The organism is Massilia alkalitolerans DSM 17462, assembly GCF_000427785.1.
Taxonomy (GTDB): domain Bacteria; phylum Pseudomonadota; class Gammaproteobacteria; order Burkholderiales; family Burkholderiaceae_D; genus Telluria; species Telluria alkalitolerans.
In genome coordinates, this window is record NZ_ATYR01000012.1 from 125,628 (window position 1) to 150,005 (window position 24,378).

The window sequence follows — 24,378 nt, forward strand, 5'->3', positions numbered from 1 at the left end:
TGTGTTGTAGTGACGGGCTGAATGCGCAGCTGCCAGCGAACGGTCGGTATGGCTCAGTGTACGAGCTTGTTGCTTAACGGACAAGCAAGAGGTTTGGTCAGGCGTATCTTAGGTCTATGTGCGGAGGGGCAATCTTGCAAGGGCCGCACCGGGTTCGCCAGGGTGAGGCATCCAACGTTGCGATACCTATAGCAGGGTATAAGTCTGGTAGGCGCCGTAGCAGAACGGCTGCCGCCGCAAGTTGTCGATCTGCTCCAGCAAGACTGCGGTCTTCGGAACGTCGGCGGGGAATGCGCGATGGACAAGGTCGGACAGCTCCTTGTCGGAGAGCTCGAAGAGCTTAGCCAGTGCGGTACTGGCAGCCAACGAGGGGGAACCATTTTTAAGACTAGGTGCGAAGAGTGTTGTGAACAGGAGATTAAAACGGTCGAGGATTGCCCACGACGCGGCCAGGACTTCAGACCGACCATTCAGCAAAAACACAGTCGGAAATCCCATAAGATCATGCGATCCAAATTCAGTATGGTAGTTGCGGTTAACAAGGCCGCCGCTGTGGCAAGTGCCTAGAACGGCGAGGCGATGGGGCCATCGAAATGCCTCTCCTTGAAGCCTCATCATATCCATAGCGCTCGTCCGATGGGGACCAGCCATGTCGGCGAAAAACGGGTCGAGAAATAGACCAACGGATGCGCCATGGTGCGAAAGGACCAGCGCGTCTGTGGACGCCATTCCTTCAGCGAAGGCCTTCCACGTCGGGTCTTCAAGCAGCGTCCCAGTAGCTTCCACTCCTTTGAAGAATTCCTCGACGTCGGCGCGGTCGTAGCGCAGGCGTGAGTCGCTTTCGATGATGCCGAGGCAGGACTCAAGAGCAACGACCTGCCGCTTCGCAGGATAAGGAGCGATGCAGGTGCGAACGTCGAACTCGCCGGCAGCCATCCGTGCACGGATCTTCGGATCTCCGACCATCACCAAGTTAATCGGTGTCAAGTTCCGACCATCAGGTATGAAAATGAGACCCTTGCAACTCTCCACCGCGAGTTCACTTAACACGGGAGCGAGCGAGTGCAGCAACGCCTCCTGGTACGCAGATATGGCTAGGCCAAGCGCCTTAGCTTGTTGCGTCTCGTGACGATGCCGGAGCAAGGCCTCGAAGAACGCCTTGGTTTCTGCTTGCGGCAAGTTGCAGAGGATGTACCGGTCACCGATGAGCAGCAGTATTTTGTGGCCGGCATCGAACATGTTCACGAGGATCGCATATCCCTCCGCCAGCCTTTCGGCTATGGTCTCGGCAATGCGCTCGGATGTTGCGTTCTCGAAGGGGCGGGTGATTCCGTAGCGCGAGCTTATCTTATCGGCGTACTCTGCAATATCACGCCACGGGTCAAGCTTTGGCACCGCCGACATCGGATCGTCGTGCTTCTCCAAATAGCCGAAGAGATGTGGCGATCCGTGCTTGGCCAAGTGGTCGACTAAGCAATCGAGCTCTTCCTTCTCCTCCGGTGGAAGCTTGGTAGCAAGCATCTCAGCCCACTCTAGGAAGTGAAGCCAGTCAGACACCCGATTTGCTCGCGTCGCGGCGACAACCGGGACGACATCCGCGGCGCGGCCAGCCTCATTAAGGCTGGCGAGCAGTCTTTCGACTCGCGACACATATCGCTCCCGAAATCCGCGTCGATAGTGAAGTTTCTCAACCAGGCAAACGCCGGCGTCCAGACTTTTGGCAGCGCGATTCAGACACGAGGCGGCTTGAACCCGGTCGCCTTTAACAACGGCATTTTTTGCGGCGATCAATTCCGTCTCGAGAAGGAACTCGGGATCGACGTTTTCGAATGTTGCCAACAGTCGGCGCGCCTCGGCCATGCATGCATCGGAAAGTGCGTGCTCACCTAGCTCGCGCAGGCATGCCGACAGGTTGATCAGGATTCTACAGCGTGTCTCATCGAGTTCATCGCCTGTTGCGACGTCTGCAAGCGCATCCTCGAATGCCTCTCGAGCAGCTTCATAGTCTCCGGTCTGAAACATTAGCGTCGCGCGATTTACAGCGAGATGCGTCGGGACCGGTCTTCCAAGCTCGACGTACTTCTGCTTCAATGTTGGCCACAGCTCCTCGGCGTACGCATGGTCCCCCTCCAGGAGGCATACAGAGTAGAGTGTGGAAACCACGTTCGCGTACTCTTGAAGCAGCTTGTTGTCGCGTGCCAGATTCTCCGCATCGACGAGGGCTCCGTACGCGGGTTGAAATGCGCCGAAGTCAGCAAAGAGGTAAGCAGCGACAATCAGATTTTCGATGGCCTTTTCCACCTTTCCAAGATGCCGATACAAACGAACCACCTCATACAGGATATTCGGCACGTGGTCTGCCTTGGCGTTGCCCGGCAGCAGACGACGCACGTTTTCCGCCGCTGACAAGGCCGCCAGATCGGTACCCGTCTCAATCGTCAGATCGACAAGTTGTTCAAGGTATCGCCGAGCTCGCTCTGTATCGCCTGCCCTACAGCTTGCGCAGACAGCAGTGTTTAAAGCATAGGCCAAGGACCACGGACGGTCGGCGCGTGAAAGGATTTCAGCAGCGAGATACGCACAAGTCCTTGCGTCATCCGATTCCGGAGTTGCCTGCTGAAGCGCATCATCAACTTCATCCAACTCAAAATCCGAGTGGGCGTCAGCGACAAGGGCTCGAAAGTAAGGTTCGAAGGTCTTCGGGTTGAAATCAATCATCTGTCGTGAGCGTGAACGCGGGCAGGCGAGACATTAGGGAGTTAGCCTTGGGTTGATTAACCATTAGACGTGTAATCCAAGCTGCCTTTAAAGAACATAGGTTTAGTGGACGATCGCTCGCCGGCCTGCGCAGCGCCGCACTTATACCAGGCGGAGATTAGGTGGCTGCCTTGACAACATTTCAGAGGGAGCCTCCCCTGGAATCACAGACAGACGCGTCAGCTTGAAGGTCAGTGCATTGATCTCATCCACACTAATACATAAATTTTTAGCGATTTCAGCTCGGCCAAGCTTTTGGCTCTGCAAAAAATCCAACACTTTGGTTAGCAATTGCGAGCTTTCACGCTCCATTGGCTCTGGCTCATTTGTGCGGTAACCGTTTTTGGCCATCTCAATACACAGATTGCGATAGTTCCACTCTGTCACTTGCCCTAATGCGTTGTAACGGTAGGCCAGCGCAGCAAGCGATACGCCCCAGTAGTGCTTCAGCTTCATCAGATATTTGATGGTGAATACTGGCGGCCTGTTGGAGATGACGCTTTCCTTCGGCATAAGAAAAGCTGAGGCAAATGCATCCGCCTGGCGTTCCATTTCCGCGCCATGCACCTCGCCGTGCTGCATGCTGTAGACATCGCGTACCAGGTGGCCTAGCTCATGGGCAGCGTCAAAACGACTGCGTTCTGCGGACTTCATCGTGTTGAGGAAGACGAAAGGCTTGCGGTCATACCAGGTGCAGAAGGCGTCCACCTCCCGGGCTTCTTCAGCCAAAGAAAAGACGCGAATGCCCTTAGACTCTAGTAGGTGAATCATGTTGGGAATTGGGGCATTCCCCAAACCCCACATACGGCGTAAAGTTGCCGCAGCGTCTTCTGGAGAGAGGTCGCTGAGGTCGGGCAGATCGGCTTCGGGTAGGTTAAACCTTTCCTCTATCCATTCATTGATTTTGAAAGCGATGGCCCCTGCGCTGAGGGCACAGTTTCTCATCGCATCTGTCATCTTTGAGAGTGAGCGGAAGCTGGCCGCATGCTCTGCAATGGTGGGCATTTTCTCTTCAATGAAAAAAAACTGCTGAGGGAAGTTCAGCAGTTTTGCCATTTTTGCCACAAGTTCCGAATCAGGAGCCGAGGTTCCAGTCTCGTAGTTTTGGATGCTACGGCTGGTAACGCTCAGCTCTTTGGCCATCTGCGCCTTTGTAAGGCGCCTTCTAACCCGGGCAAATGTGATTTGCGAAGGGTTTATTTCTAACATGATGATTGATTAAAAAGTACCTGTTTTTGGCTCGACATTCACAGTGGCCGGTGCATTCGGGGCATCCTTGCGGATCGTGAAATTCGCTGGATTGTTGGGGATGCTACCTAAAATCAGCCGCTCCCCCCACTTAATGATTTTTTTCTTGTCGAATCCTGTCGGGTAGGAGAGTTCGAAGCGCACCTCGTTCAATGCTTTGTCGTAATGGTAGAGAAAAGCCCAGACCTGAGTTTCGTTCTGGTTTGCCTTGGCCAACTTGAACGACTCCTGGTTGAACAACTCCAACTGACCATTGGACTGGACAAAACCTTCAACGACAGCGCCCTTTTCTGCTTGGTTGGTAGGGTCCTCAAAGCCCAGCTTGCCGGTTTCGCTGTTGCCGGTCATCACTACAATGGAGACAGAGTGATCTGGTGAACTGATGAAGGGGCAGTTTCGTTCATTATGAATACGCCACTGCTTGTCACCTAACTGTGTTCGCAGTTCCTCTACTGTCTTCAACCATTGCTGTACACCTGCTGCGGTGACAGCGGAAGCGCGCGTAGTATCGTTGCGAGCTTCAAGTCCGCCTTGGATGGCGTTGTGGAGGAGACTAATAACCAAGTCGCTTGAAAGTTCTTGCAACCGTGCCTCAACAAGCCCTGGCTCTGTGACAGTCTTAGCTCGCGGGGCGACGGCATCGGAATACGACAGTTCGAATTTAGGTTTAGGCAAGGGGAACTCCTCAGGTTTTCCGCAAATTATACCTCAACATGAGGATGATAAAGCGGAAAAACATGCATTAGTGGAACTTGCTTAATTGGGCTCTAGCGCACATCCCTCTGCCCATTTATCATGCGATGCTGTTGCAGGGGTGCGCCAACGTCAACGACCTTTTGGACGAGCACATCGGCCACGTCGTGGAGCGGGTACTTGCATTGACCGCGCTGGAAGCCCAACTGCGTGACGTTACGTGGTCACCGACACGACGAGCATCTGTGCAATCCTACGCGCCCTTGCCACGGAAGGCGGCTGCGAAGCGCCAAGGCTCGGTGCCAGACCGCACGCGTTTCACCGCCCTGCCGAAAAAACTGCGAAGTTTTATGAGAAAAAGTACTGCGAAATAGGTGAGAAGTACCGATTGGCCGCTGGGGCACTACTGCATGATGTAGTGAAAACCTACAACCGTGCTCAGATCGGCCTGATCCTTTCCGGACTGAGTTTCGCGGCATCGGCAGGAGACAGGTAGTACTGGGTACCGCCACCCCTGCCGAACTGCGGGTTGGCCAAGGCCTTGCCGCGTGCCGCGCAGATGTGTTCCGTTACCCGGAAAACCCGGACCTTGTCGCGCAAGCTGCGCGGCAGGCCTGCGGCATCCTTGCCGGGATCGGTCGTGACCTGCACCAGCTCATAGTAGATCGTCAGGCTGCCGCCTGCCTTTTCCAGCGTCGGGTAGCTCACTGCAAACCCTGGCGACGATCCCGGCGTGAGCGAGTAGAACAGCGTCCCTTCTCGCACCACCACATTGTCGTAGCGATCCTTGCCGACATAGGGATTGGCCGGGTTGGCGGCCGAGATACCTTGCGTCGCACGGGCCTCTGCCGCGGGATTCTTTCCGCAACAAGGACCGCAAGCGCCCTTGCTGCGCGCCGGGCCGTGCGGCCTGGATACGACGCTGTCCGGCTCGGACTGCCGTCCGTGCAGGGGACTGCTGAATAACAGGACGAAGGCGAGTGCGGCGCGACCGAACCAGGCAAGCTCCATGGTCCCTCCTGTTCGTCAATGGGGAACGGACACTGTAGCGGAGGCATCACCGAGGACTTTGCTTCATCTCAGTCGAGGGGAAGCAGATCGCTGGCCTGCCCGGCTCAGGACCCGTGTCCGAACACCGCCCCTGCCCCCTCCAGGATGCGCCGCACCGCCGGATGCCTTTCCCTCCTCTCCACCGACACCGCATAGAAGTGCTCGACGATGCTGTCGATGGTGCCCACCGGCGCCATGCCGTTTTCAAGCTGCACGATCTCGGACAGCACCGTCGGCGCCACCATGAAGCCGGTGCCGGCGCAGGCGAAGGATTTCAGCAAGGCCCCGTCGTCGAATTCGCCCACCGTGATCGGACGCAGGTCGTGGCTCTCGAACCAGCTCTTGAGCTGGGTGTGGACGGCGGCGTCCTGGCCCGGCAGCAGGAAGGGCGCGTCGCGCAGGCGCTGCGGGAATTCGCCCGGCCACTCCTCGCACAGGTCCGGATGGCCGAACACGGTGAGCGTGCTCGCCCCCATCAGCTGGGTATAGCCGCGCACCGCGCCGCCGGTGGGCAGGCCCTGGTCGGCGATCACGAGATCGAGCTTGTGGGCGGCGAGATCGACGACCAGGTCGTCGAAACGCCCTTCGCGGCAGATCAGGCGCATCGCCATCCCGGCTTCGCGCGCCGGTTGCAGCAGGCGGAAGGCCATGGGCTTGGCGATCACGTCGCAGATGCCGACCCGTAGCGTTTCCTCGCCCGTGAAGGCGCCGCGCCGTACCGCCTGTTCCAGCTCGTTGCCAAGGTCGAATATCTGCTCGGCGTAGCGCAGCACGGTCTTGCCGGCCTCGGTCAGCTCCAGCACCCGCCCCTTCTTCTTGAACAGTTCCTCGCCCAGCTGCTCTTCCAGCACCTGTAATTGCATGCTGATCGCCTGCGCCGTCACGTGCAGCTGTTCGGCCGCGCGCGCCACCGTGCCATGGGTGGCGACCGCGTGGAAGTAGTGCAGATGCTTGTAATTGATCATGGCAGCAAAACCTCAATTAAACTTACGCTTTACTAAAGATTAATCGATTTTACTTTAGTTTCGTGCGCTTCTATAGTGGCCTCACTTAATCACAACAACGAGGTCACCATGCACGCTTATCAAACCAACAGTCCCGAAGCAGTCAGTCGCATCCTGGCGCTGACCATGATCGTCGACGGCCACCTGAGCCCCGCCGAGGTGAGCGCCATGCACCACTCCAAATACCTGGAGCAGGTGCAGATCGACGACGACACCTTCGACCGTACCCTGCGCGAGCTGTGCGAAGACCTGCTCGATGCCGCCGCCAACCGCCGCGCCGGCATGGTCGAGATCGACCCGCGTCTGATGGACGCCCTGCTGCTCGACCTGCGCGATCCGCTGCTGCAGATCCGCGTGTGGAGGACCATGGTCGACATCATCCACGCCGACGGCCACCTCGACGGCCGCGAAGCGACGCTGGTGCGGCGCGCGGCGCGCGCCTGGTTCGGCCAGATCGATGCCGAGGATTCCTTCACCACCGCGGCCCTGGCCAACTAAGGCCGCCTGACCTGAACGGAGCACATCATGGAATTTCTCACTGCACTCTGGCTCGGCACGCCAGCCTGGGCCTGGCTGGTGTTCCTCACCATCGTCGTGGTGCTGCTGGCCTTCGACCTTGGCGTGCTGAACAAAAAGGACCACGTCATCGGGGTCAAGGAAAGCCTGAAGCTGTCGGCGCTGTACATCGCCGCGGGCCTGCTGTTCGGCCTGTGGGTCTGGCATGAATTCGGCAGCGAAAAAGGCATGCACTTCTACACGGGCTTCCTGATCGAGAAGAGCCTGTCGCTGGATAACATCTTCGTGATCTCGCTGATCTTCGCCACCCTGGCGATCCCGCCGCTCTACCAGCACCGCGTGCTGTTCTGGGGCATCATGGGTGTGATCGTCACGCGCGGCATCATGATCGGCGCCGGCACTGCCCTGGTCGAAAGCTATTACTGGACCCTTTACATCTTCGGCGCCTTCCTGGTCTTCACCGGCATCAAGATGTTTTTCGTGGATACCGACAGCGACGACATCCGCGAGAGCAAGGTGCTGTCCTGGCTGAAGGGCCACATGCGCATCACGCCCGAACTGCACGGCAACCACTTCCTGGTGCGCCAGCCCGACCCGGCGCAACCCGGCAAGACCCTGCTGTGGGCGACGCCGCTGTTCCTGGCGCTGTGCATGGTGGAGATCACCGACGTGGTATTCGCAGTCGACAGCGTGCCGGCGATCTTCGCGATCACCAGCGATCCGTTCGTCGTCTACACCTCGAACATCTTCGCGGTGCTGGGCCTGCGTGCGCTGTACTTCGCGCTGGCGGCGATGGTGGCGCGCTTCCACTACCTGAAGTACTCGCTGGCCGCGGTGCTGGTCTTCATCGGCTCGAAGATCTTCCTGGGCGACTTCGTTTTCGGCGGCAAGGTGCCGGCAGCGCTGTCGCTGGCGGTGACCGGAGTGCTGCTTGCCTCGGGCATCCTGTACTCGCTGTGGAAGACCCGTAATGACCCGCCGGCGGTAGCGGGCTAACAGCAGCAAACCCACACGGCGGCACGGGCAGGCGCGAAGCAAATAGCGCCGACCGTGCCGCCGTCTCGTTTCCACCCTTCTCGGCAGTTGACTCCGTACTAAGCCTCAGCCATACTCGGATAAATGCTAGCGCTATCATTTAGTGATATATAAATGGTAGCGACTGGTTCCGGCGCGTCAGACGCCTGACTTATAACGATATCCGAGACACTATGAGCAATCCAAAAGCGACCCCTTCACGGCTGGGCGTAGTCGAAAAGCTCGGCTACAGCGTGGGCGACCTTGCCGCCAACCTGATCTTCCAGACCCTGCTGACCTTCATCGCCTTCTTCTACACGGACGTATACAAGGTCAGCCCCGGCGCAGCGGCTTCCATCATCTTCGTCGGCGGCATCGTCGGCGCCTGCTTCAATCCGCTGATGGGCCTGCTGGCCGACCGCACCCATACGCGCTGGGGCAAGTTCCGTCCCTGGATCCTGTGGACCTCGATCCCCTTCGGGCTCACCGCGCTGCTGGCCTTCAGCACGCCCGATCTCGGACAGCAGGGCAAGATCGTCTATGCGCTGCTGACCTACATTCTCCTGATGCTGGTCTACTCGGCCAACAACCTGCCCTACTCGGCCCTGAGCGGGGTCCTGACCGGCAATATGGCCGAACGCAACAGCCTGTCGGCCTACCGCTTCACCGCCGTGATGGTCGCCCAGTTCATCATCCAGGTCCTGCTGTTGCCGCTGGTGCTGATCGCGGGCGGCGGCGACAAGGCGCTCGGCTTCCAGAACGTGATGACCGTATTCGCGATCGTGGGCACCGTCTTCTTCCTGATCACCTTCTCCACCACCCGCGAGCGGGTGGTGCCGGCGCCGACGCAGCGTTCCAGCATCCGCCAGGACATCGTGGACCTGCTGGGCAACCGGCCCTGGGTCGTGATGCTGGTGCTGACCATCCTGGTGTTCATCACGCTGGCCCTGAAAGGCGGCACCTACGTCTACTACTTCAACTCCTACCTGAGCGAAACGCACCTCGCGGCCTTCCTCGAGAACATCGGCTTCAATGGCTTCATCGCCGGGCTGAACGCGGTGCTCGCCAGCGTCGGCCTGACCGCCTTCCACTGGCCGAAAGATGCCGCCACCTCGGGCTTCAGCGTGTTCAATGCCGTCGGCATCATCATGATGATCATCGGGATCGGCTTTTCCAAGCCACTGGCGGACCGCTTCGGCAAGCGCGACGTGTTCGGCGCCGCGCTGCTGGTCTCGACCTCCTTCATGCTGGCCCTGTACTTCTTCCCGCCCGAGTCCATCGGCCCGGTCTTCCTGTGCCAGCTGCTGCACGGCTTCTTCTACGGCATCACGATCCCGCTGCTGTGGGCCATGATCGCCGACGTCGCCGACTACTCGGAATGGAAGAACAACCGGCGCGCCACCGCCCTGCTGTTCTCGGCGATGATCTTCGGCCTCAAGGCGGGCCTGAGCATCGGCGGCGCCCTGGTCGCGGCCCTGCTGTCCCATTACGGGTATGACGCGTCGCTGCCGGCCCAGGCGCCCGAGACGGCGAACGGCATCCTGCTGTCGGTCAGCGTATGGGCCTCGATTCCCTTCCTGCTCGGCGTCGCCAGCCTGGCGCTGTACGACATCCGCAAGTCGGTCGAGCTGCAGATCGAGCGCGATCTCGGCGACCGCCGCGCCGCCACCCAGCACTGATTTTCTTCAAACGACAAACAGGCACCACATGTCCGAAATCATCGACACCGAGCGCGTGCAGGAACTGAAGGCGCGCGCCATTTCCGCTCCGCTCGTCACCCATATCTATACCGCCGACCCTTCCGCCCATGTCTTCGACGGCCGGATCTACATCTATCCCTCGCACGACATCGAAGCCGGCATCCCCTTCAACGACAACGGCGACCATTTCGCGATGGAGGACTACCACGTCCTCTCGCTCGACCATCCGGGCGGCGAAGCGGTCGACCACGGCGTCGCCCTCCACGTCAAGGACGTGCCCTGGGCCGAACGCCAGATGTGGGCGCCGGATGCGGCCTGCAAGGACGGCAAGTACTACCTGTACTTCCCGGCCAAGCGCCCGGACGGCATCTTCCAGATCGGCGTCGCCGTCGGCGAGCACCCGGCCGGTCCTTTCGTACCCGAGCCCAAGCCGATCGAAGGCAGCTATTCGATCGATCCGGCCGTGTTCGAAGACGTCGACGGCGCCTTTTACATGTACTTCGGCGGGATCTGGGGCGGGCAGCTGCAGAAGTACCGCGACAATGCGTACGACGCAGCGAATGAAGAGCCGGATGCGAGCCAGGAAGCGCTGGCCCCGCGCGTGGCGCGCTTGAGCTCCGACATGAAGGAATTCGCGGAAGCGCCGCGCGAAGTGCTCATCCTCGACGAGGACGGCCAGCCCCTGCTCGCCGGCGACCACGAGCGCCGCTATTTCGAGGCGCCCTGGCTGCACCGGCACGACGGCAAGTATTACTTCTCTTACTCGACGGGCAATACCCACCTGCTCTGCTATGCGGTCGGCGACAGCCCCTACGGTCCGTTCACCTACCGCGGCCAGATCATGACGCCGGTGATCGGCTGGACCACGCACCATTCGATCTGCGAGTTCGAGGGCCGCAGCTACCTGTTCTACCACGACAGCAGCCTGTCGGAAGGCGTGACCCACCTGCGCAGCGTGAAAGTCACCGAGCTGCATTACGACGACCAGGGGAACATCCTCACGATCTCGCCCTACGGCGAGCGCTAGCATCCGGGAAGGAACAAAAGCAAAGGGCGCCGCTGGCGCCCTTTGTCGTTTGTGAATGGCCTGCCCTTCAGGCGCCGTACCAGCCCGCATCCACGAAGTATTCGCGTCCGCTGCAGCGGCGCGCATTGCTCGACGCCAGGAACAGCGCCAGCGCAGCAACATCCTGCATCTCGACGCGCTCCTTCAGGCACTGGCCCGCGATGATGCGCGCTTCTTCCTCCGGATCATGCCACAGGGCCTGCTGGCGCGGCGTGCGCACGCCGCCCGGCACGATGGTGTTGACGCGGATGCCGTGCGGGCCAAGCTCGCGGGCCAGCGCGCGGCTCAGGCCTTCGATCCCGGCCTTGGCCGTCATGTACAGCGCCAGCCGGGTGTGCGGCAGGTGCCAGGAAATCGAACCAAGGTTCAGGATCACACCCTGGCCACGCCGCTTCATGCCCGGCACCACGGCCTGGGCCGCGAAGAACTGGTGGCGCAGGTTCACGTTCATCCGGTTGTCCCAATAGCCTGGCGTGACCTCGTCGATCGCATGACGGTCGTCGTTGGCGGCATTGTTGAGCAGGATGTCGACGCCGCCGGCCTCCTCCTCGATGGCGGCGATGGCGGCGGACAGTGCGTCGAGGTCGGTCAGGTCGCAGCGCACGAAGCGCGGAGCATGCCGCGCACCGGCCAGCGCGGTTTCCAGCTCGCGCGAGGCGTCCTCGGCAATGTCGAGGAACCAGACCTGCGCGCCCTGCCCGGCAAAGGCGGCGGTCAGCTCTGCGCCGATGCCGCTGCCGCCGCCGGTGACGATGACACGCTTGCCGGCCAGGTCGGGATAGCCGGCGTACGTGAATGCCTGTTCTTTATTGTCTGGCATGGGATCTCTTGAAACGGCCTCCATCAAAACTTCATGCGCATGCCGACCGAGATGGTGCGGCCCGGCTTGTAGCTGGTGAAGGTGGCGTTCGAGAACTGGAAGTAAGCGCGGCGCACGGTGTCGGTCGCGTTCACCACGTCGAAGCTCAGGGTCGGCAGGCCGTCGCGGTCGAACAGCTTCTCCAGGTCGAACTGCGACGAGAAGTCGAGCTGCTTGAAGTCGTCGCTGTACAAGGCCGCGGCGGCGATGCCGTTCTGGTTCAGGCCCGAGATCTGGCTGCCCTGCGAATAGGTGTGCGACAGGCGCGCCATGAAGCCATGGTTCTCGTAGTAGAGCTGGAAGTTGTTGCTCTTCTTCGGCACGCCCAGCGCCACGAAGCCCTGGGTGCCTTCGCCGGTCGCCTTCTGGTCGATCAGGGTTAGGGTTTCCGAGAAGCCGAAACCGCGCCATGGCAGCAGCTTGTCGAGCGGCTGCACCCAGCCCAGCTCCAGGCCCTTGATCTTCAGTTCGCCGCCGGCGTTGCGCTGCGAAGTCATCACCACGTTGGCGTTGGCGGGACCGCCGCGGGCGTCGAGCGCCTGCTGCATGGTCGGGGTCACGCTCTCGTAGGTGACGCCGTACTGGGCCAGGGCGCTGAAGGGCAGGGTATTGTTCTGGTTGACCGTGAAGCCGTTCAGCGTCTTCTGGAACACCGTGGCAGCGACATAGCCTTCGCGTCCGGTGTACCACTCGACGCCGAAGTCCAGGTTGTCCGAGATGTAGGGCGCCAGGTTCGGTGCGCCCAGGCTGCCGATGTCGGCCGACGGGTTCGAGAAGTTGATGCCCGGACGCAGGGCTTCCGGATTGGCGCGGGTCATCGAGCGCGAGGCCGAGGCGCGCAGCACCACGTTCTTCGCCAGGTCGAGGGCGGCGCTGGCGGACGGCAGCGTATTGCTGTAGGTCTTGTCGACATAGACCCACTGGTTCACGTTCGGGAAGGGCGTGGCGCCGGCCGGCAGGCTGGCGTTGCGCGGGTCGGCCACCGAGTTGTAGGCGCCCACGCTCTGTTCGGTGCGCACGTAGCGCACGCCGGCGTTGTAGCGCAGCTGGTAGCCCACCAGCCGGGTGACGCCGTCGGCTTGCAGGAACACGCCCTTGGTCTTCTCCTGGATGAAGCCGGTGGCCGCGCCGGTATTGGCCGCGCCGGTGATCGGCGCCTGGTCGAGCAGCTGCTGGTAGTTGGTGTCGCCCGCGAAGCGCTGCCAGTCGACTTCGATCAGGCCGTTCGGGCCGCGGCGCAGGTACTCGCCCACGCGCGCGCCGATCGTGCCCGCACCCTGGCAGCCGGCCACGTTACCGCAGATCAGGTTCTGCCAGGCGGTCGAGTTGTCGCGCGCGGTGATGCGGCGCAGGATGTCGTCGTAGGCGAAGCCACCCTTCACGCTGAAGTCGCTGTCGCCCCAGGTCAGGTCGGAACGCAAGCCCTTGGTACTGGTCTCGCGCAGCTCCTGCTGCAGGTTGACGCGTGCGCCGTTTGCGGTGTCGAGCCGGTAGTTGGCCGGATTCGTGATGTCCATCGAGCTGACGATGCGCGGGATCGGTCCATTGGTGAAGCTCACGGTATTGCCCGCGTTGACCGGCGTGACCGGCAGCACGGTGGGCGACTCGCGCGAGAACTCCGACTTGGTGTAGTTCAGCTGGGCGTTCAGCTTGAGCTTCTCGCCGAGCTGCCATTCCATGCCCGGGTTGACGCCCTTCAGGCGCACCTTCTCCATATAGGGACGGTATTCGGCAAAGAACTGGGCGTTTGCGAAGGTGCCGCTTTCGACCACGCAGCCGTTGGCGCAGTCACTGCGGTCGACCTTCATGTCCAGCGGGATGATGGCGCCGTTGCGGCCGATCCAGTTGGTATCGATGCGCTGCAGGTCGTTGTCCTTCTCGCTGTACATGGTATCGACGTAGAAGTGCAGGCCGGCGCTCGGACGGAACTCGCCGGACAGGATCGCGGTGACCTTGTCCTTGTCGCCGTACTGCGCCATCTGGCGACCCAGGCGCGGAATCAGGGCGTTGTCGATCTGCTGGATGCTCAGGCCCGGGTTACGGGCCAGCAGCAAGGCCTGGTCGATGGCGGCGCCCGGGGTCAGGCCGTTGCCGGCATTGCTCGGGACGGTCGCCGGGATGGTCCAGTTGCCGCCGCCGGTGTTGTTGCGGGTCGGGCTGCCGTTCTGGGCCGCGGTCAGGTTCGGGTTGGTCAGGCCGATGGTCTCGTAGCCGGTGGCCTGCACCTTGGACTTGTTCCAGGCGACGCCGCCCAGGATGCCCCAGGTGTTGTCGAAGGTCTTGCTGGCCAGGACCGAGCCGCGGTTGCCCCACTTGCCGGCGACCTGGTTGCGGGTGCCGCCCAGGTTGGCGGAGACGTAGCTGCCCTTGCGGTCGAAAGGACGCGCGCTGCGCATGTCGACCACGCCGGCGGCGCCGCCTTCGAGCAGCGACGCCGAAGGGCTCTTGCTGACGGTGAGCTTGGTGAACAGGTCGGTCGGCAGCAGGTCGAGGTCGACCTCGCGGTTGGTGTTCTGGCTGTCGGTGCTGCCGGTGGAGGCCACCGCGATCGGGGCGCCGTTCAGCAGGACCTTGGTGAAGCTGGTGCCCAGGCCGCGGATCTGAATGTTGACGCCCTCGCCCGTGATCTCGCGCGACACCTGCACGCCCGGGATGCGGTTGAGCGATTCGGCGATGTTCGTGTCGGGGAATTTGCCGAGGTCCTCGGCGAAGATCGAATCCTGGAAGCCGGTGGCTTCGCGCTTGTCGCGCGCCGAGGTTTCCAGGCTGCCGCGGTAGCCGGTTACCTGCACGGTCTGGATCGCGCCCTGGGCGCTTGGCGCCGCCTCCTGCGCGTACGCTGCCGAGACCAGCCCGGCGAGGATGGTCAGTTGAAGAATGCGGCCGCCGGTATGACCGGGGCGCAGGAATCGCTGCTGGACCATGATTGTCTCCTGAGTATTTTTATGCAATATGTTGTCGGCGACGCGATCAACATTTTCAATAACATAAATGTTATCGCAATCATTTTTAGTCTAAACTTCAACTTTTATACTTGTCAACTAATATATTTGCGACGCACCGAGCCGCCGAAAAAGCGTGGCGCACACGAGAAATTAGTTACTGTTTGAAAAAGTTTGCGCTAACATCCGGATTCCAACATACGTCAGGCGCAACTAGGCCGGACAACAAAACGACGGAGACTATCTTGCAGCGATCCCTCGCATCCGTGCTGGTTCGCGCCCTGGCAGCCTTGCTGCTGGGCGCCATATTCACAGCCGCCGCCCGCGCCGACGAAGACGGCTACCAACTCTGGCAACGCTATCGCCCCCTGCCGGCCGCCCAGGCAGCCGCAGTGCCAGCCAGCGCGATCGTCACGCTGGCGCCCGAGACCCCGACCGTGCTGGCCGCACGCACCGAACTGCAGCGCGCCCTGGGCGGCATGCTGGGCCGGGTGCCGCAGACTGTCGGCGCCGTGCGCGCCGGCAGCGTGGTGCTGGCGCGCAGCGACGGCCTGCCCGCAGGGCTGGCTACCGAGCTGCGCGGCTCCCTGGACCGCATCGGCCCGGAGGGCTACCTGCTTGCCCGCACCCGGCTACAGAACCAGGACGTCTTCCTGATCACTGCGAAGAGCGACATCGGCCTGTTGTATGGCAGCTTCGCATGGCTGCGCGCCCTGCAGGACGGCAGCGCCGCCTCCCTGGTGCGCAGTCCGCTGGTCTCGAACCCTGCCCTGCCGCTGCGCGTGCTGAACCATTGGGACAACCTGGACCGCAGCGTCGAGCGCGGCTATGCCGGGCAATCGATCTGGAACTGGTGGGAACTGCCCGCCATCGTCGATCCGCGCTACCTGGACTATGCGCGCGCCAACGCTTCGCTCGGCATCAACGGCACGGTGCTGAACAACGTCAATGCCAAGGCCGAGGTACTGAGCCCGGCCTTCATCGCCAAGGCCGCCGCGGTCGCGAACGTCCTGCGCCCCTACGGCATCCGGGTGTTCCTCTCGGTGCGCTGGTCGACCCCGCTGGACCTGCGCGAGACCGCCAGCGCCGACCCGCTCGACCCGGCGGTGGCCGCCTGGTGGCGCCGCAAGACCGACGAGATCTACCGCAGCATCCCCGATTTCGGCGGCTTCCTGGTGAAAGCCAACTCGGAAGGCCAGCCCGGCCCGCAGGACTATGGCCGCAACCACGTCGACGGCGCCAACATGCTGGCGCGCGCGCTGGCGCCGCATGGCGGCACCGTGATGTGGCGTGCCTTCGTGTACGAGCCGCCCGAGGCGCGCAAGCGCAAGGGCCTGGGTGACGATCCGAAGCACGACCGCGCCGCCCACGCCTATGACCAGTTCAAGCCGCTGGACGGCAAGTTCGACGCCAACGTGCTGGTGCAGGTGAAGAACGGCGCGATCGACTTCCAGCCGCGCGAGCCCTTCCATCCGCTGTTTGGCGCCATGCCCGACACCCGCCTGATGATGGAATTCCAGATCACCAAGGAGTACCTCGGTTTCGCCACCCACCAGGCCTACCTCGGCCCGATGTTCCAGGAGACCCTGCGCGCCGACACCCGCGCCGGCGGTCAAGCTCTCACCGTGGCCCAGGCATTGCAGGGCGCGCAGAAGGGACGCGTCGGCGGCATCGCCGGCGTGGCGAATATCGGCAGCAGCCGTACCTGGTCCGGCTCGGTCTTCGACCAGGCCAACTGGTACGTATTCGGACGCATGGCCTGGGATCCGATGCTGGACGCCGGCGCCGTGGCGCGTGAGTGGGCGGCGCAGACCTTCTCGCCGGACAGGCAGGTGCTCGACCCGGTGGTCGCCATGATGATGGCCTCGCGCGAGGCAGTGGTCGACTACATGACGCCGCTCGGCCTGCACCACCTGATGGACACCGGCCACCACCATGGCCCGGGACCCTGGGTGGACAACCTGGAGCGTCCCGACTGGAACCCGGTGTACTACCACCGCGCCGGCCGCGACGGCATCGGCTTCGACCGCACGGCGCGCGGCAGCAATGCAGTCAGCCAGTACGCGCCCGAAGTCGCGCGCCGCTTCTCCAACCCGGCCACCACGCCGCCCGAACTGCTGCTGTGGTTCCACCACCTGCCCTGGGACTACCGCATGCCTTCAAACCGCACGCTGTGGGAGGAGCTGGTGGCGCGCTACGACCGTGGTGTGCTCGAGGTCGGGCGCATGCAGGAACGCTGGAATGGGCTGCGTGGGGTGATAGACGCCCAGCGCTGGAACGACACCGCCCAGCGCCTGGCCCAGCAGCGCGTCGAGGCGCAGTGGTGGCGCGATGCCTGCCTGGCGTATTTCATGCACGTGTCGGGACGGGCGCTGCCGGCCGGGGCGAAGGCGCCGGCGCAGTCGCTGGAGTACTACCGCGCGCAGCGTTTTCCATACGCGCCCGGTAACGGTTGAATGAGTTCATACGGTGGACGGCGGAGCCGTCCACCGTATCTCAACGGCGGCAGTCCTTCAGCAACGCCAGCGGCACCGCCTCCGCCATCGCCTGGTACCCCGCCATATTCGGATGCAGCCCATCGTTGTCATACGCCTTGAGCAGGTGATCCGGCCGCGCCGGATCGCGCAGCGCCGCATCGAAGTCGATCACTCCGTCGAAAACTCCCGAGCGGCGGATCCAGTCGTTGTAGGCCAGGCGATCCTGTTCGTTGGGCGCCTTCGGGTGGTAGTACTCGCTGCCGGCGTAAGGGGTGATGGTGGCGCCGATCACGCACACGCCGCGCGCCTGGGCACGCGACGCCGACTGGCGCAGCGCCTCTTTCATATCAAGCAGCAGCTGCGCGCGTGCGGCCGGGCTGTCCTGCCCGCTCCGGTGCAGGCCGCCGAAGTCGTTCACGCCGACCAGGACGATCGCATGGCGCACGCCCGGCCGCTCCAGGACGTCGCGTTCGAAGCGCGCAACCAGGTTGGGGCCGAGGCCATCGCGCAGCAGGCGGCCGCCGCCGATTCCCGCATTCACCACGCCGACTCCCGTCATGCCGGCCTGGCGCAGCCTGGTCGCCAGGCCGTCGGTCCAGCGCAGGTTGGTGTCCGGCGCGACGCCATAGCCGTCGGTGATCGAATCGCCGATCGCCACCACGGCATGCGCGCCGGGCCCGGCCTCGACCTCGATCCCGGCCAGCTGGTACCAGCGCGTGAAGCTGGACGCCTGCGGCAGCTCGGCAGATGCCAGGTGCTGTCCCGGCGCGATGAAACTGGTGGCGCGGGCGCCCGGGTGGCTGGTCTGGCGGCTTGGAGCGGCCGGGTAGTGGATCGACACCGCCAGGTCGCTTCCGGCGCTGTGAGGCAGGTCGACCGGGTCGCTCAGGTACTCGGCGCCGGCCGGGATCGTGACCGAGGCGGCGCCGCCGAAGCGCAAGGCGCGGCTGCTGGCCGGGTCGATCGTGGAACGGCCCGGCCCGCCCGACAGCGCGATGCTGGCGCCGCCAATCACCAAGGGCTCGGTGCCGAAGGCATTGCTGAACCTGACGCGCAGGCGTTCGCCGCCCAGCGACACCCGCAGCACCTGGCGCAGCGTGGCGTCGCGCCACTGGGCGGGCGCCAGCTCGTGCTCGGCGCCGGGCACCATCTGTGCCGTTCCCCAGGAGGCCACCCAATGGGAGGCGCCTGGACGCCCTGGAGCGCTGGCACATCCGGCCAGCAGTACGGCAGCCAGCGCGGCTGCCAGAATCGATTGACGCGCCATCGCAATTCCTTCACACTGGTTATGTTAGCGCAACCATTTTATTTGATACTAATGTTACGAGCAAGTTCCATCCTTGCTTGCAAGGAGACTCTTCGATGAATCCGATCCAGCGACACGCCAGCCCGACCGTCACCGAGATGCACGTGATCCCGGTGGCCGGCATGGACAGCATGCTGCTCAACCTGTGTGGCGCCCATGGGCCCTACTTCACGCGCATCCTGGTGCTCCTGAAGGACAGCGCCGGCAACACCGGCATGGGTGAAGTGCCGGGATCGAGCGGCATCCTGCGCGCGCTGGAGCGCCTCGTGCCGCTGGTAACCGGCACCCCGATCGCCCGCTACAACCACACGCTGAACACGCTGCGCGGCGCCATCGCGGGGCCGAACCACCAGGTCACCTCGCATGCGGAAGCGGCCCTCCTGGCGCAGCCGCACGAGATCAACCTGCGCCTGGAGAACGTGATCACGGCGGTCGAAGCCGCCCTGCTCGACCTGCTCGGCCAGCACCTGGGCGTGCCGGTCTGCGAACTGCTGGGCGGCGGCCGGCAGCGCAGCCACGTGCCGATGCTGGCCTACCTGTTCTACATCGGCGAGCGAAAGCGCACCGACCTGCCCTATGCTCCCGGCAGCGGCGCGGATGACTGGTACGGCTTGCGCACCGAAGAAGCGCTCACGCCGGAGAGAATCGCCGACCTGGCCGAGGCCAGCGTCGACAGGTATGGCTTCCGCGACTTCAAGCTCAAGGGCGGCGTGATGCGGCCGGAAGAAGAGATCGCGGCGGTGGCGGCCATCAAGCGCCGCTTCCCGGAGTCGCGCGCGACGCTCGACCCGAACGGCGCCTGGTCCTTGGCAGAGGCAATCTCCGCCTGCCGCGGCCAGGGCCACATCCTGGCCTATGCTGAAGACCCGTGCGGCCCCGAGCAGAGTTATTCCGGACGCGAGATCATGGCCGAATTCAGGCGTGCCACCGGCATCCCCACCGCGACCAACATGGTCGCCACCGACTGGCGCCAGATGGGCCATTCGCACCTGCTAGGCGCGGTCGACATTCCGCTGGCGGACCCGCATTTCTGGACCATGCAGGGATCGGTGCGCCTGGCCCAGCTGTGCCACGACTGGGGCCTGACCTGGGGCTCGCACTCGAACAACCACTTCGACGTGTCGCTGGCCATGTTCACCCACGTCGCCGCCGCGGCGCCCGGCATGATCACCGCCATCGACACCCACTGGATCTGGCAGGAGGGCGAGGAGCGCCTGACGCGCGAGCCGCTGCAGATCGTCGGCGGACAGGTGGCGGTGCCGGAGCGCCCGGGCCTGGGCATCGAACCGGACATGGCGCGCATCGAGCAGGCGCACCTCCTGTACAAGAAGGTGGCGTCGGGCGCACGCGACGACGCGATGGCGATGCGCTACCTGTTCCCGGACTGGACCTACGACCCGAAGCGTCCGAGCTACGCGCGCTGACCGTTCCACGCGGGCGCACACGGCGGCGCCCGCGGCGGCCTTCAGCGCAGCGCCGCCTGCAACTGCCTTGCCATTCTTCCCACCAGCGCCCGCCACAGGTAGCCGCCCATCCTGAGCGGCCGGTGGCGGTCGGCCCCGCGCCGCCCCATGCGCTGCGGCAGGAAAAAGCGCCCGAAGGTCGACAGCCCACTGCGCCGCAGCGTCCAGAAGCAGCCGCCCGCATACACCGTGTCGAAGCCATCCTCGGAGCGCAGCAGCTGCAGTGCCGTTCCCGAAAACATTGCCACGTGGGCCGCCGTCTCGCGTGGCTTCAGGCGGAACCCGTGCCGGTAGGACAGCTCCACGGTCTGGCGCAGGTCGGGCAGGTGCACGAGCAGGGGCCTTAGCGGCCCGGCCGTCTCGAGCAGGCGCGGCAGCACATGCATCGTGGTCGCAATGCGCTCGCGGTAGCGCGCGAAGGCCGCCTTCAGTTCCCCCAGCGAGGCCTGCGGCGGGCGCGGCAGCGGCGGCGGGCGCTTGCGCCAGCACTCGGCCCAGTGCTCCAGCGCGCGCTCGTGCGCGCCCCCGAGCGTGCCAGGCGTGTCGCGCTGCGGGTCGATGCTGCTGCCCGGGGTGAGGAAACGGATCACGCCGCGCAGGTTTTCCAGCCGCGACAGCTCGAGCAGCTCGGGCGGCGACAGCCGGCCGCCGTTGAGCCAGACGTTGTCGGCCCGCGCGAAGCGTGCGAACGAAGCGATCGGCACGACCAGCCGCGGCCGGAAACGCTCGACCTGCAGCGCCAGGCGCTCCACCGCCGCCTTGGCGGCCGCCTCGCGCACCGCGAACTGCTCCGGGTTGCCGCACCAGCCCATGCTGCCGAAACCGGTGAGCAGCAGGTCGATGCGCGAGGCCGCCCGCCCGATGCGCGGCGCCGCCGCATGGCAGGCGGCCTCGGTGGCCAGCGCCCGGTCGCCGAGGTTGAGAATGCTGCGATCGCCGCAACTGATCAGGCAGGCGGAGTCGCCGTCGCCGTTGGCCAGCGCGGTCAGGCGCAGGTCGCCGGCCAGCGCCACGGTAACGCAGTCCGGGCATTCGGCCACCGGCAGGCGCTGGCGCCGCAGTTCCTCGCCGATGCGCATGTCGCGCCCGGGGCGGTAGAGGAAGGTGGCGATGCCGCGGAATTCGCTCCGGAAGCGCCGCAGGAACGGCAACGAGAAATGGTCGGGTTGGGCACGCGAGCACCATATATAGACGGGCACGCCGGCGCTATTCAGGATGTCGAGCAGGGCCGCATGGCTGCTAGCGCCGTCGACCAGGCTCCAGGCCTCGCCCAGCACCGCGCCTTCCAGCCATGGGTCGGACACCAGGAGAGCACCGTCGGTGCGGACCATGAAACAGGCATGGTTCAGGAAAGTAAATGTTGCGCGTGGCATCGCAGGCACCTGGAGTGGCTCTATCAAGGTCCAGCGTAGCCGCGCGCCACGGAGCGGGCATGATCCCTCACAATCGTGCGCAGGGACGGCATACCACACCACCATTCCCGGCGAGGTGCAGATGCTTCGCCAAATCAAGGGAAACCTCTACAATAGATTGATGTAAAGAATCTTTTTCCGCCATCTGCCCCTGCTTTCTGATCGGACCCTGCCGCCATGCCCATGGAATCCCTGCTGTTTGCCCCGCCGGCCACACTCAGCGCCACCCTGGTGGCCGCCCTGTTCGGGCTGCTCGTCGGCAGTTTCCTGAACGTGGTGATCCACCGGATTCCGAAGATGATGCAGCGCGAATCCGACAACTACGTGGCGCAGGAGAGCGGCAAGGAGCCGCCGCATACCGGCCGCTACAACCTGATGGTGCCGCGTTCCGCCTGCCCGCACTGCGGCCACCAGATCACGGCGCTGGAAAATATCCCGGTCATCAGCTGGCTGGCCCTGCGCGGTAAGTGCCGCAAGTGCAAGGCGCCGATCTCGGCGCGCTACCCGGCGGTCGAACTGCTGACCGGCATCCTGGCGGGCGTGCTGGTGTGGACCTTCGGCAGCGGCCTGGCCGGCCTGGCGACCCTGCTGTTCCTGTTCCTGCTGGTGGCGATGACCTTCATCGACATCGACACCCAGCTGCTGCCGGACGACCTGACCTATCCGCTGCTGTGGGCCGGCCTGCTGGTGAACCTGCACGGCACTTTCGTTCCCTTGCAGGACGCCGTGGTCGGCGCCGCCGCCGGCTACCTGGTGCTGTGGTCGGTGTACTGGCTGTTCAAGCTCGTCACCGGCAAGGAAGGCATGGGCTATGGCGACTTCAAGCTGCTGGCGGCGCTCGGCGCCTGGCTCGGCTGGCAGATGCTGCCGACCATCATCCTGCTGTCCTCGGTGGTCGGCGCGATCGTCGGCATCAGCCTGATCGTGTTCGCCAAGCGCGGCCGCGACAAGCCGATTCCCTTCGGCCCCTACCTGGCGGCCGCCGGCCTGATCGCCCTGCTCTACGGCAGCGCCATCAGCGCCCAATTGCAGGCCGTCGTGGCCGGCTGAGATGGACGGCCCACATCAGCTCGCTTTCTCCGTCGGCCTGACCGGCGGCATCGGCTGCGGCAAGAGCACCGTGGCCGACATGTTCGCGGCCCTCGGCGCCTCGGTCATCGATACCGACCAGATCGCCCACGCGCTCACCGCCCCGCACGGCGCGGCGATGCCGGCCCTGCTCGCCGAGTTCGGCGAGGACTTCGCCACCCCCGAGGGGGCGCTCGACCGGGCCAGGATGCGCGCCCTCGTGTTCAGCGACGCCACCGCGCGCGCGCGGCTCGAGGCCATCCTGCACCCGCGCATCCGCGACGCCACCGCGGCCGCGGCCGCCATCGCCAGCGGCGACTACGTGATCTTCGTCGTGCCCCTCCTGATCGAATCGGGCACCTGGCGCGAGCGCGTGACCCGGGTGCTGGCGATCGACTGCCCCGAGGAGCTGCAGGTGGCGCGGGTGATGGCCCGCAGCGGCATCACCGAAGCACAGGTTCGCGCCATCATGGCCGCCCAGGTCACCCGCGCACAGCGCCGGGCGGCGGCCGACGACATCATCGTCAACGACGACGGACTGGACGCTTTACGCCCGCAAGTCGAGATTTTGCACGCAATGTATTTATCCCAGAGCAGACGAACGTAAAAAACAATTGAATTAGGTCAATGCGGGATTTGTAATTTTACGCAGCATGGTTCAGAATCACGGGGTTGCTCGCCAGCCTACATTCAGAGGAATGTCATTTTGATCGTCTACGAATATCCTTTCAACGAGCGGATTCGCACGTTGTTGCGGCTGGAAGATTTGTACGAGAAGTTCAAGTTCTTTGTGCAACAAGAGCACCCGATGCAGCACCACGTGGCCCTCGCCACGATCTTCGACATGCTGGAAGTGGCCGGCCGTGCCGACCTGAAGTCCGACCTGCTGCAGGAACTCGAGCGTCAAAAGCAGAGCCTGCTGTCCTACCGCAGCAATCCCAACGTCGCCACCGAGACGCTCGACGCCGTGCTGGCCGAGCTGGATACCGTCAGCGGCGCGCTGGTAGCAAGCCAGGGCAAGACCGGCCAGAACGTGCGCGACAACGAATGGCTGATGAGCATCCGCGGCCGCACCATCATCCCGGGCGGCGCCTGCGAGTTCGACCTGCCCTCGTATTACGCCTGGCAGCACCGCCCCGCGCAGCAGCGCCAATCGGATATCATGGGCTGGTTCGCCCCGCTGGCGCCGCTGTTCGAGGCCCTGGCCCTGGTGCTGCGCCTGCTGCGCGATTCCGGCGGCCCGGCCAAGATGATCGCCGTGGGAGGCAGCTACCAGCAGATGCTGCAGGGAAAGATCTACCAGATGCTGCGCCTGTCGATCGACGAATCGCTCGGCGCGATTCCCGAAATCTCGGCCAACAAGTATATGCTGTGGGTTCGCTTCACCACCCAGGACGGGGACTGCAAGCCGAAGGCGCTGGAAACAGACGTGCCCTTCAACCTGACCCTGTGTAATTTCTGATTCACGATTGAGACAAAGATGACTGTTGTAGCCTGCCCGACCTGCGGCACCAAGGTCGAATGGACCCCGGCGAACAAGTACCGCCCGTTCTGCTCGGAACGCTGCAAGCAGATCGACCTGGGCGCCTGGGCCGAAGAGAAGTACACGATTCCCGGCGCGTCCACCAACGATCCGCAGGACGACAAGCCGACGGAAGATTGACCCAGCGTTAACGTCGTTCCGACCAGCAGCCTTGGAACGTCATCCCGGCGAAGGCCGGGATCCAATTTCATTGAGCCGCCACGAACGTGAAATTAGGTTCCGGCCTTCGCCGGAAGTCGTAGCCGCCAGTGGCGGGTACG

The 24,378-nt window shown here is 63.6% G+C and carries 19 protein-coding genes; 10 read left to right on the top strand and 9 right to left on the bottom strand.

The features are described from left to right. Positions 1-186: 186 nt before the first annotated feature. The 5 genes from YWC_RS0114255 to YWC_RS0114275 form a co-directional block, all read right to left on the bottom strand. A complete protein-coding gene (locus YWC_RS0114255; protein WP_027865990.1) occupies positions 187-2,718 on the bottom strand; it encodes a hypothetical protein in 2,532 nt (843 codons plus the stop codon). Positions 2,719-2,859: 141 nt separating this feature from the next. Continuing rightward, positions 2,860-3,966 carry an ImmA/IrrE family metallo-endopeptidase gene (locus YWC_RS0114260; RefSeq protein ID WP_027865991.1) on the bottom strand — a complete coding sequence of 369 codons (1,107 nt, stop codon included), beginning with the start codon at positions 3,964-3,966 and terminating at the stop codon, positions 2,860-2,862. A 9-nt stretch (positions 3,967-3,975) separates the two neighbouring features. Further along, entirely contained in the window at positions 3,976-4,680 is a 705-nt protein-coding gene (locus YWC_RS0114265; protein ID WP_027865992.1) for a hypothetical protein, read from the bottom strand. A 456-nt stretch (positions 4,681-5,136) separates the two neighbouring features. Beyond that, positions 5,137-5,709, bottom strand: a complete 573-nt coding sequence (locus YWC_RS0114270; RefSeq protein ID WP_027865993.1) for a hypothetical protein — start codon at positions 5,707-5,709, stop codon at positions 5,137-5,139. 104 nt (positions 5,710-5,813) lie between these two features. Beyond that, a complete protein-coding gene (locus YWC_RS0114275) occupies positions 5,814-6,713 on the bottom strand; it encodes a LysR family transcriptional regulator (protein ID WP_036214387.1) in 900 nt (299 codons plus the stop codon). Positions 6,714-6,821: 108 nt separating this feature from the next. Here YWC_RS0114275 and YWC_RS0114280 point away from each other — a divergent pair, with 108 nt between their 5' ends. The 4 genes from YWC_RS0114280 to YWC_RS0114295 all read left to right on the top strand — a co-directional run bounded on the left by YWC_RS0114280 (position 6,822) and on the right by YWC_RS0114295 (position 11,009). Continuing rightward, positions 6,822-7,250, top strand: coding sequence for a tellurite resistance TerB family protein (locus YWC_RS0114280; protein WP_027865995.1), 429 nt, complete (start codon positions 6,822-6,824; stop codon positions 7,248-7,250). A 27-nt stretch (positions 7,251-7,277) separates the two neighbouring features. Next, a complete protein-coding gene (locus YWC_RS0114285; protein WP_027865996.1) occupies positions 7,278-8,264 on the top strand; it encodes a TerC family protein in 987 nt (328 codons plus the stop codon). A 212-nt stretch (positions 8,265-8,476) separates the two neighbouring features. Continuing rightward, positions 8,477-9,961: an MFS transporter gene (locus YWC_RS0114290; protein WP_027865997.1), complete on the top strand. Its 1,485-nt coding sequence runs from the start codon at positions 8,477-8,479 to the stop codon at positions 9,959-9,961. 28 nt (positions 9,962-9,989) lie between these two features. Further along, on the top strand, positions 9,990-11,009 hold the full coding sequence (locus YWC_RS0114295; protein ID WP_027865998.1) for a glycoside hydrolase family 43 protein: 1,020 nt from the start codon (positions 9,990-9,992) through the stop codon (positions 11,007-11,009). Between the two features lie 67 nt (positions 11,010-11,076). On the opposite strand, the gene xylB is transcribed toward YWC_RS0114295, so the two are convergent. Both xylB and YWC_RS0114305 read right to left on the bottom strand, forming a co-directional pair. After that, positions 11,077-11,868 carry a D-xylose 1-dehydrogenase gene (gene xylB / locus YWC_RS0114300; protein ID WP_027865999.1) on the bottom strand — a complete coding sequence of 264 codons (792 nt, stop codon included), beginning with the start codon at positions 11,866-11,868 and terminating at the stop codon, positions 11,077-11,079. Between the two features lie 23 nt (positions 11,869-11,891). Then, entirely contained in the window at positions 11,892-14,831 is a 2,940-nt protein-coding gene (locus YWC_RS0114305) for a TonB-dependent receptor (RefSeq protein WP_051306459.1), read from the bottom strand. Positions 14,832-15,094: 263 nt separating this feature from the next. Here YWC_RS0114305 and YWC_RS0114310 point away from each other — a divergent pair, with 263 nt between their 5' ends. Beyond that, positions 15,095-17,305 (top strand): alpha-glucuronidase family glycosyl hydrolase, encoded by a 2,211-nt coding sequence (locus tag YWC_RS0114310; RefSeq protein ID WP_229413105.1) that lies wholly within the window; start codon positions 15,095-15,097, stop codon positions 17,303-17,305. A 40-nt stretch (positions 17,306-17,345) separates the two neighbouring features. Here YWC_RS0114310 and YWC_RS0114315 read toward each other — a convergent pair whose 3' ends face one another. Next, positions 17,346-18,593 (bottom strand): SGNH/GDSL hydrolase family protein, encoded by a 1,248-nt coding sequence (locus YWC_RS0114315; protein WP_036214389.1) that lies wholly within the window; start codon positions 18,591-18,593, stop codon positions 17,346-17,348. Between the two features lie 95 nt (positions 18,594-18,688). Between YWC_RS0114315 and YWC_RS0114320 the strand changes: the two genes are divergently transcribed. After that, the gene (locus YWC_RS0114320) at positions 18,689-20,056 is read left to right on the top strand and encodes an enolase C-terminal domain-like protein (RefSeq protein WP_027866003.1); all 1,368 of its coding nucleotides are present in this window, start codon (positions 18,689-18,691) and stop codon (positions 20,054-20,056) included. A 41-nt stretch (positions 20,057-20,097) separates the two neighbouring features. On the opposite strand, the gene YWC_RS0114325 is transcribed toward YWC_RS0114320, so the two are convergent. Next, positions 20,098-21,468, bottom strand: a complete 1,371-nt coding sequence (locus YWC_RS0114325; RefSeq protein WP_027866004.1) for an MBL fold metallo-hydrolase — start codon at positions 21,466-21,468, stop codon at positions 20,098-20,100. 216 nt (positions 21,469-21,684) lie between these two features. Between YWC_RS0114325 and YWC_RS0114330 the strand changes: the two genes are divergently transcribed. The 4 genes from YWC_RS0114330 (at position 21,685) to yacG (ending at position 24,238) form a co-directional block, all read left to right on the top strand. Beyond that, positions 21,685-22,557, top strand: coding sequence for a prepilin peptidase (locus YWC_RS0114330; RefSeq protein WP_027866005.1), 873 nt, complete (start codon positions 21,685-21,687; stop codon positions 22,555-22,557). A 1-nt stretch (position 22,558) separates the two neighbouring features. Continuing rightward, on the top strand, positions 22,559-23,182 hold the full coding sequence (gene coaE, locus YWC_RS0114335) for a dephospho-CoA kinase (protein ID WP_027866006.1): 624 nt from the start codon (positions 22,559-22,561) through the stop codon (positions 23,180-23,182). Between the two features lie 99 nt (positions 23,183-23,281). Continuing rightward, positions 23,282-24,037, top strand: coding sequence for a cell division protein ZapD (zapD, locus tag YWC_RS0114340; RefSeq protein WP_027866007.1), 756 nt, complete (start codon positions 23,282-23,284; stop codon positions 24,035-24,037). 18 nt (positions 24,038-24,055) lie between these two features. Beyond that, the gene (gene yacG, locus YWC_RS0114345) at positions 24,056-24,238 is read left to right on the top strand and encodes a DNA gyrase inhibitor YacG (RefSeq protein ID WP_027866008.1); all 183 of its coding nucleotides are present in this window, start codon (positions 24,056-24,058) and stop codon (positions 24,236-24,238) included. Positions 24,239-24,378 lie beyond the last annotated feature (140 nt).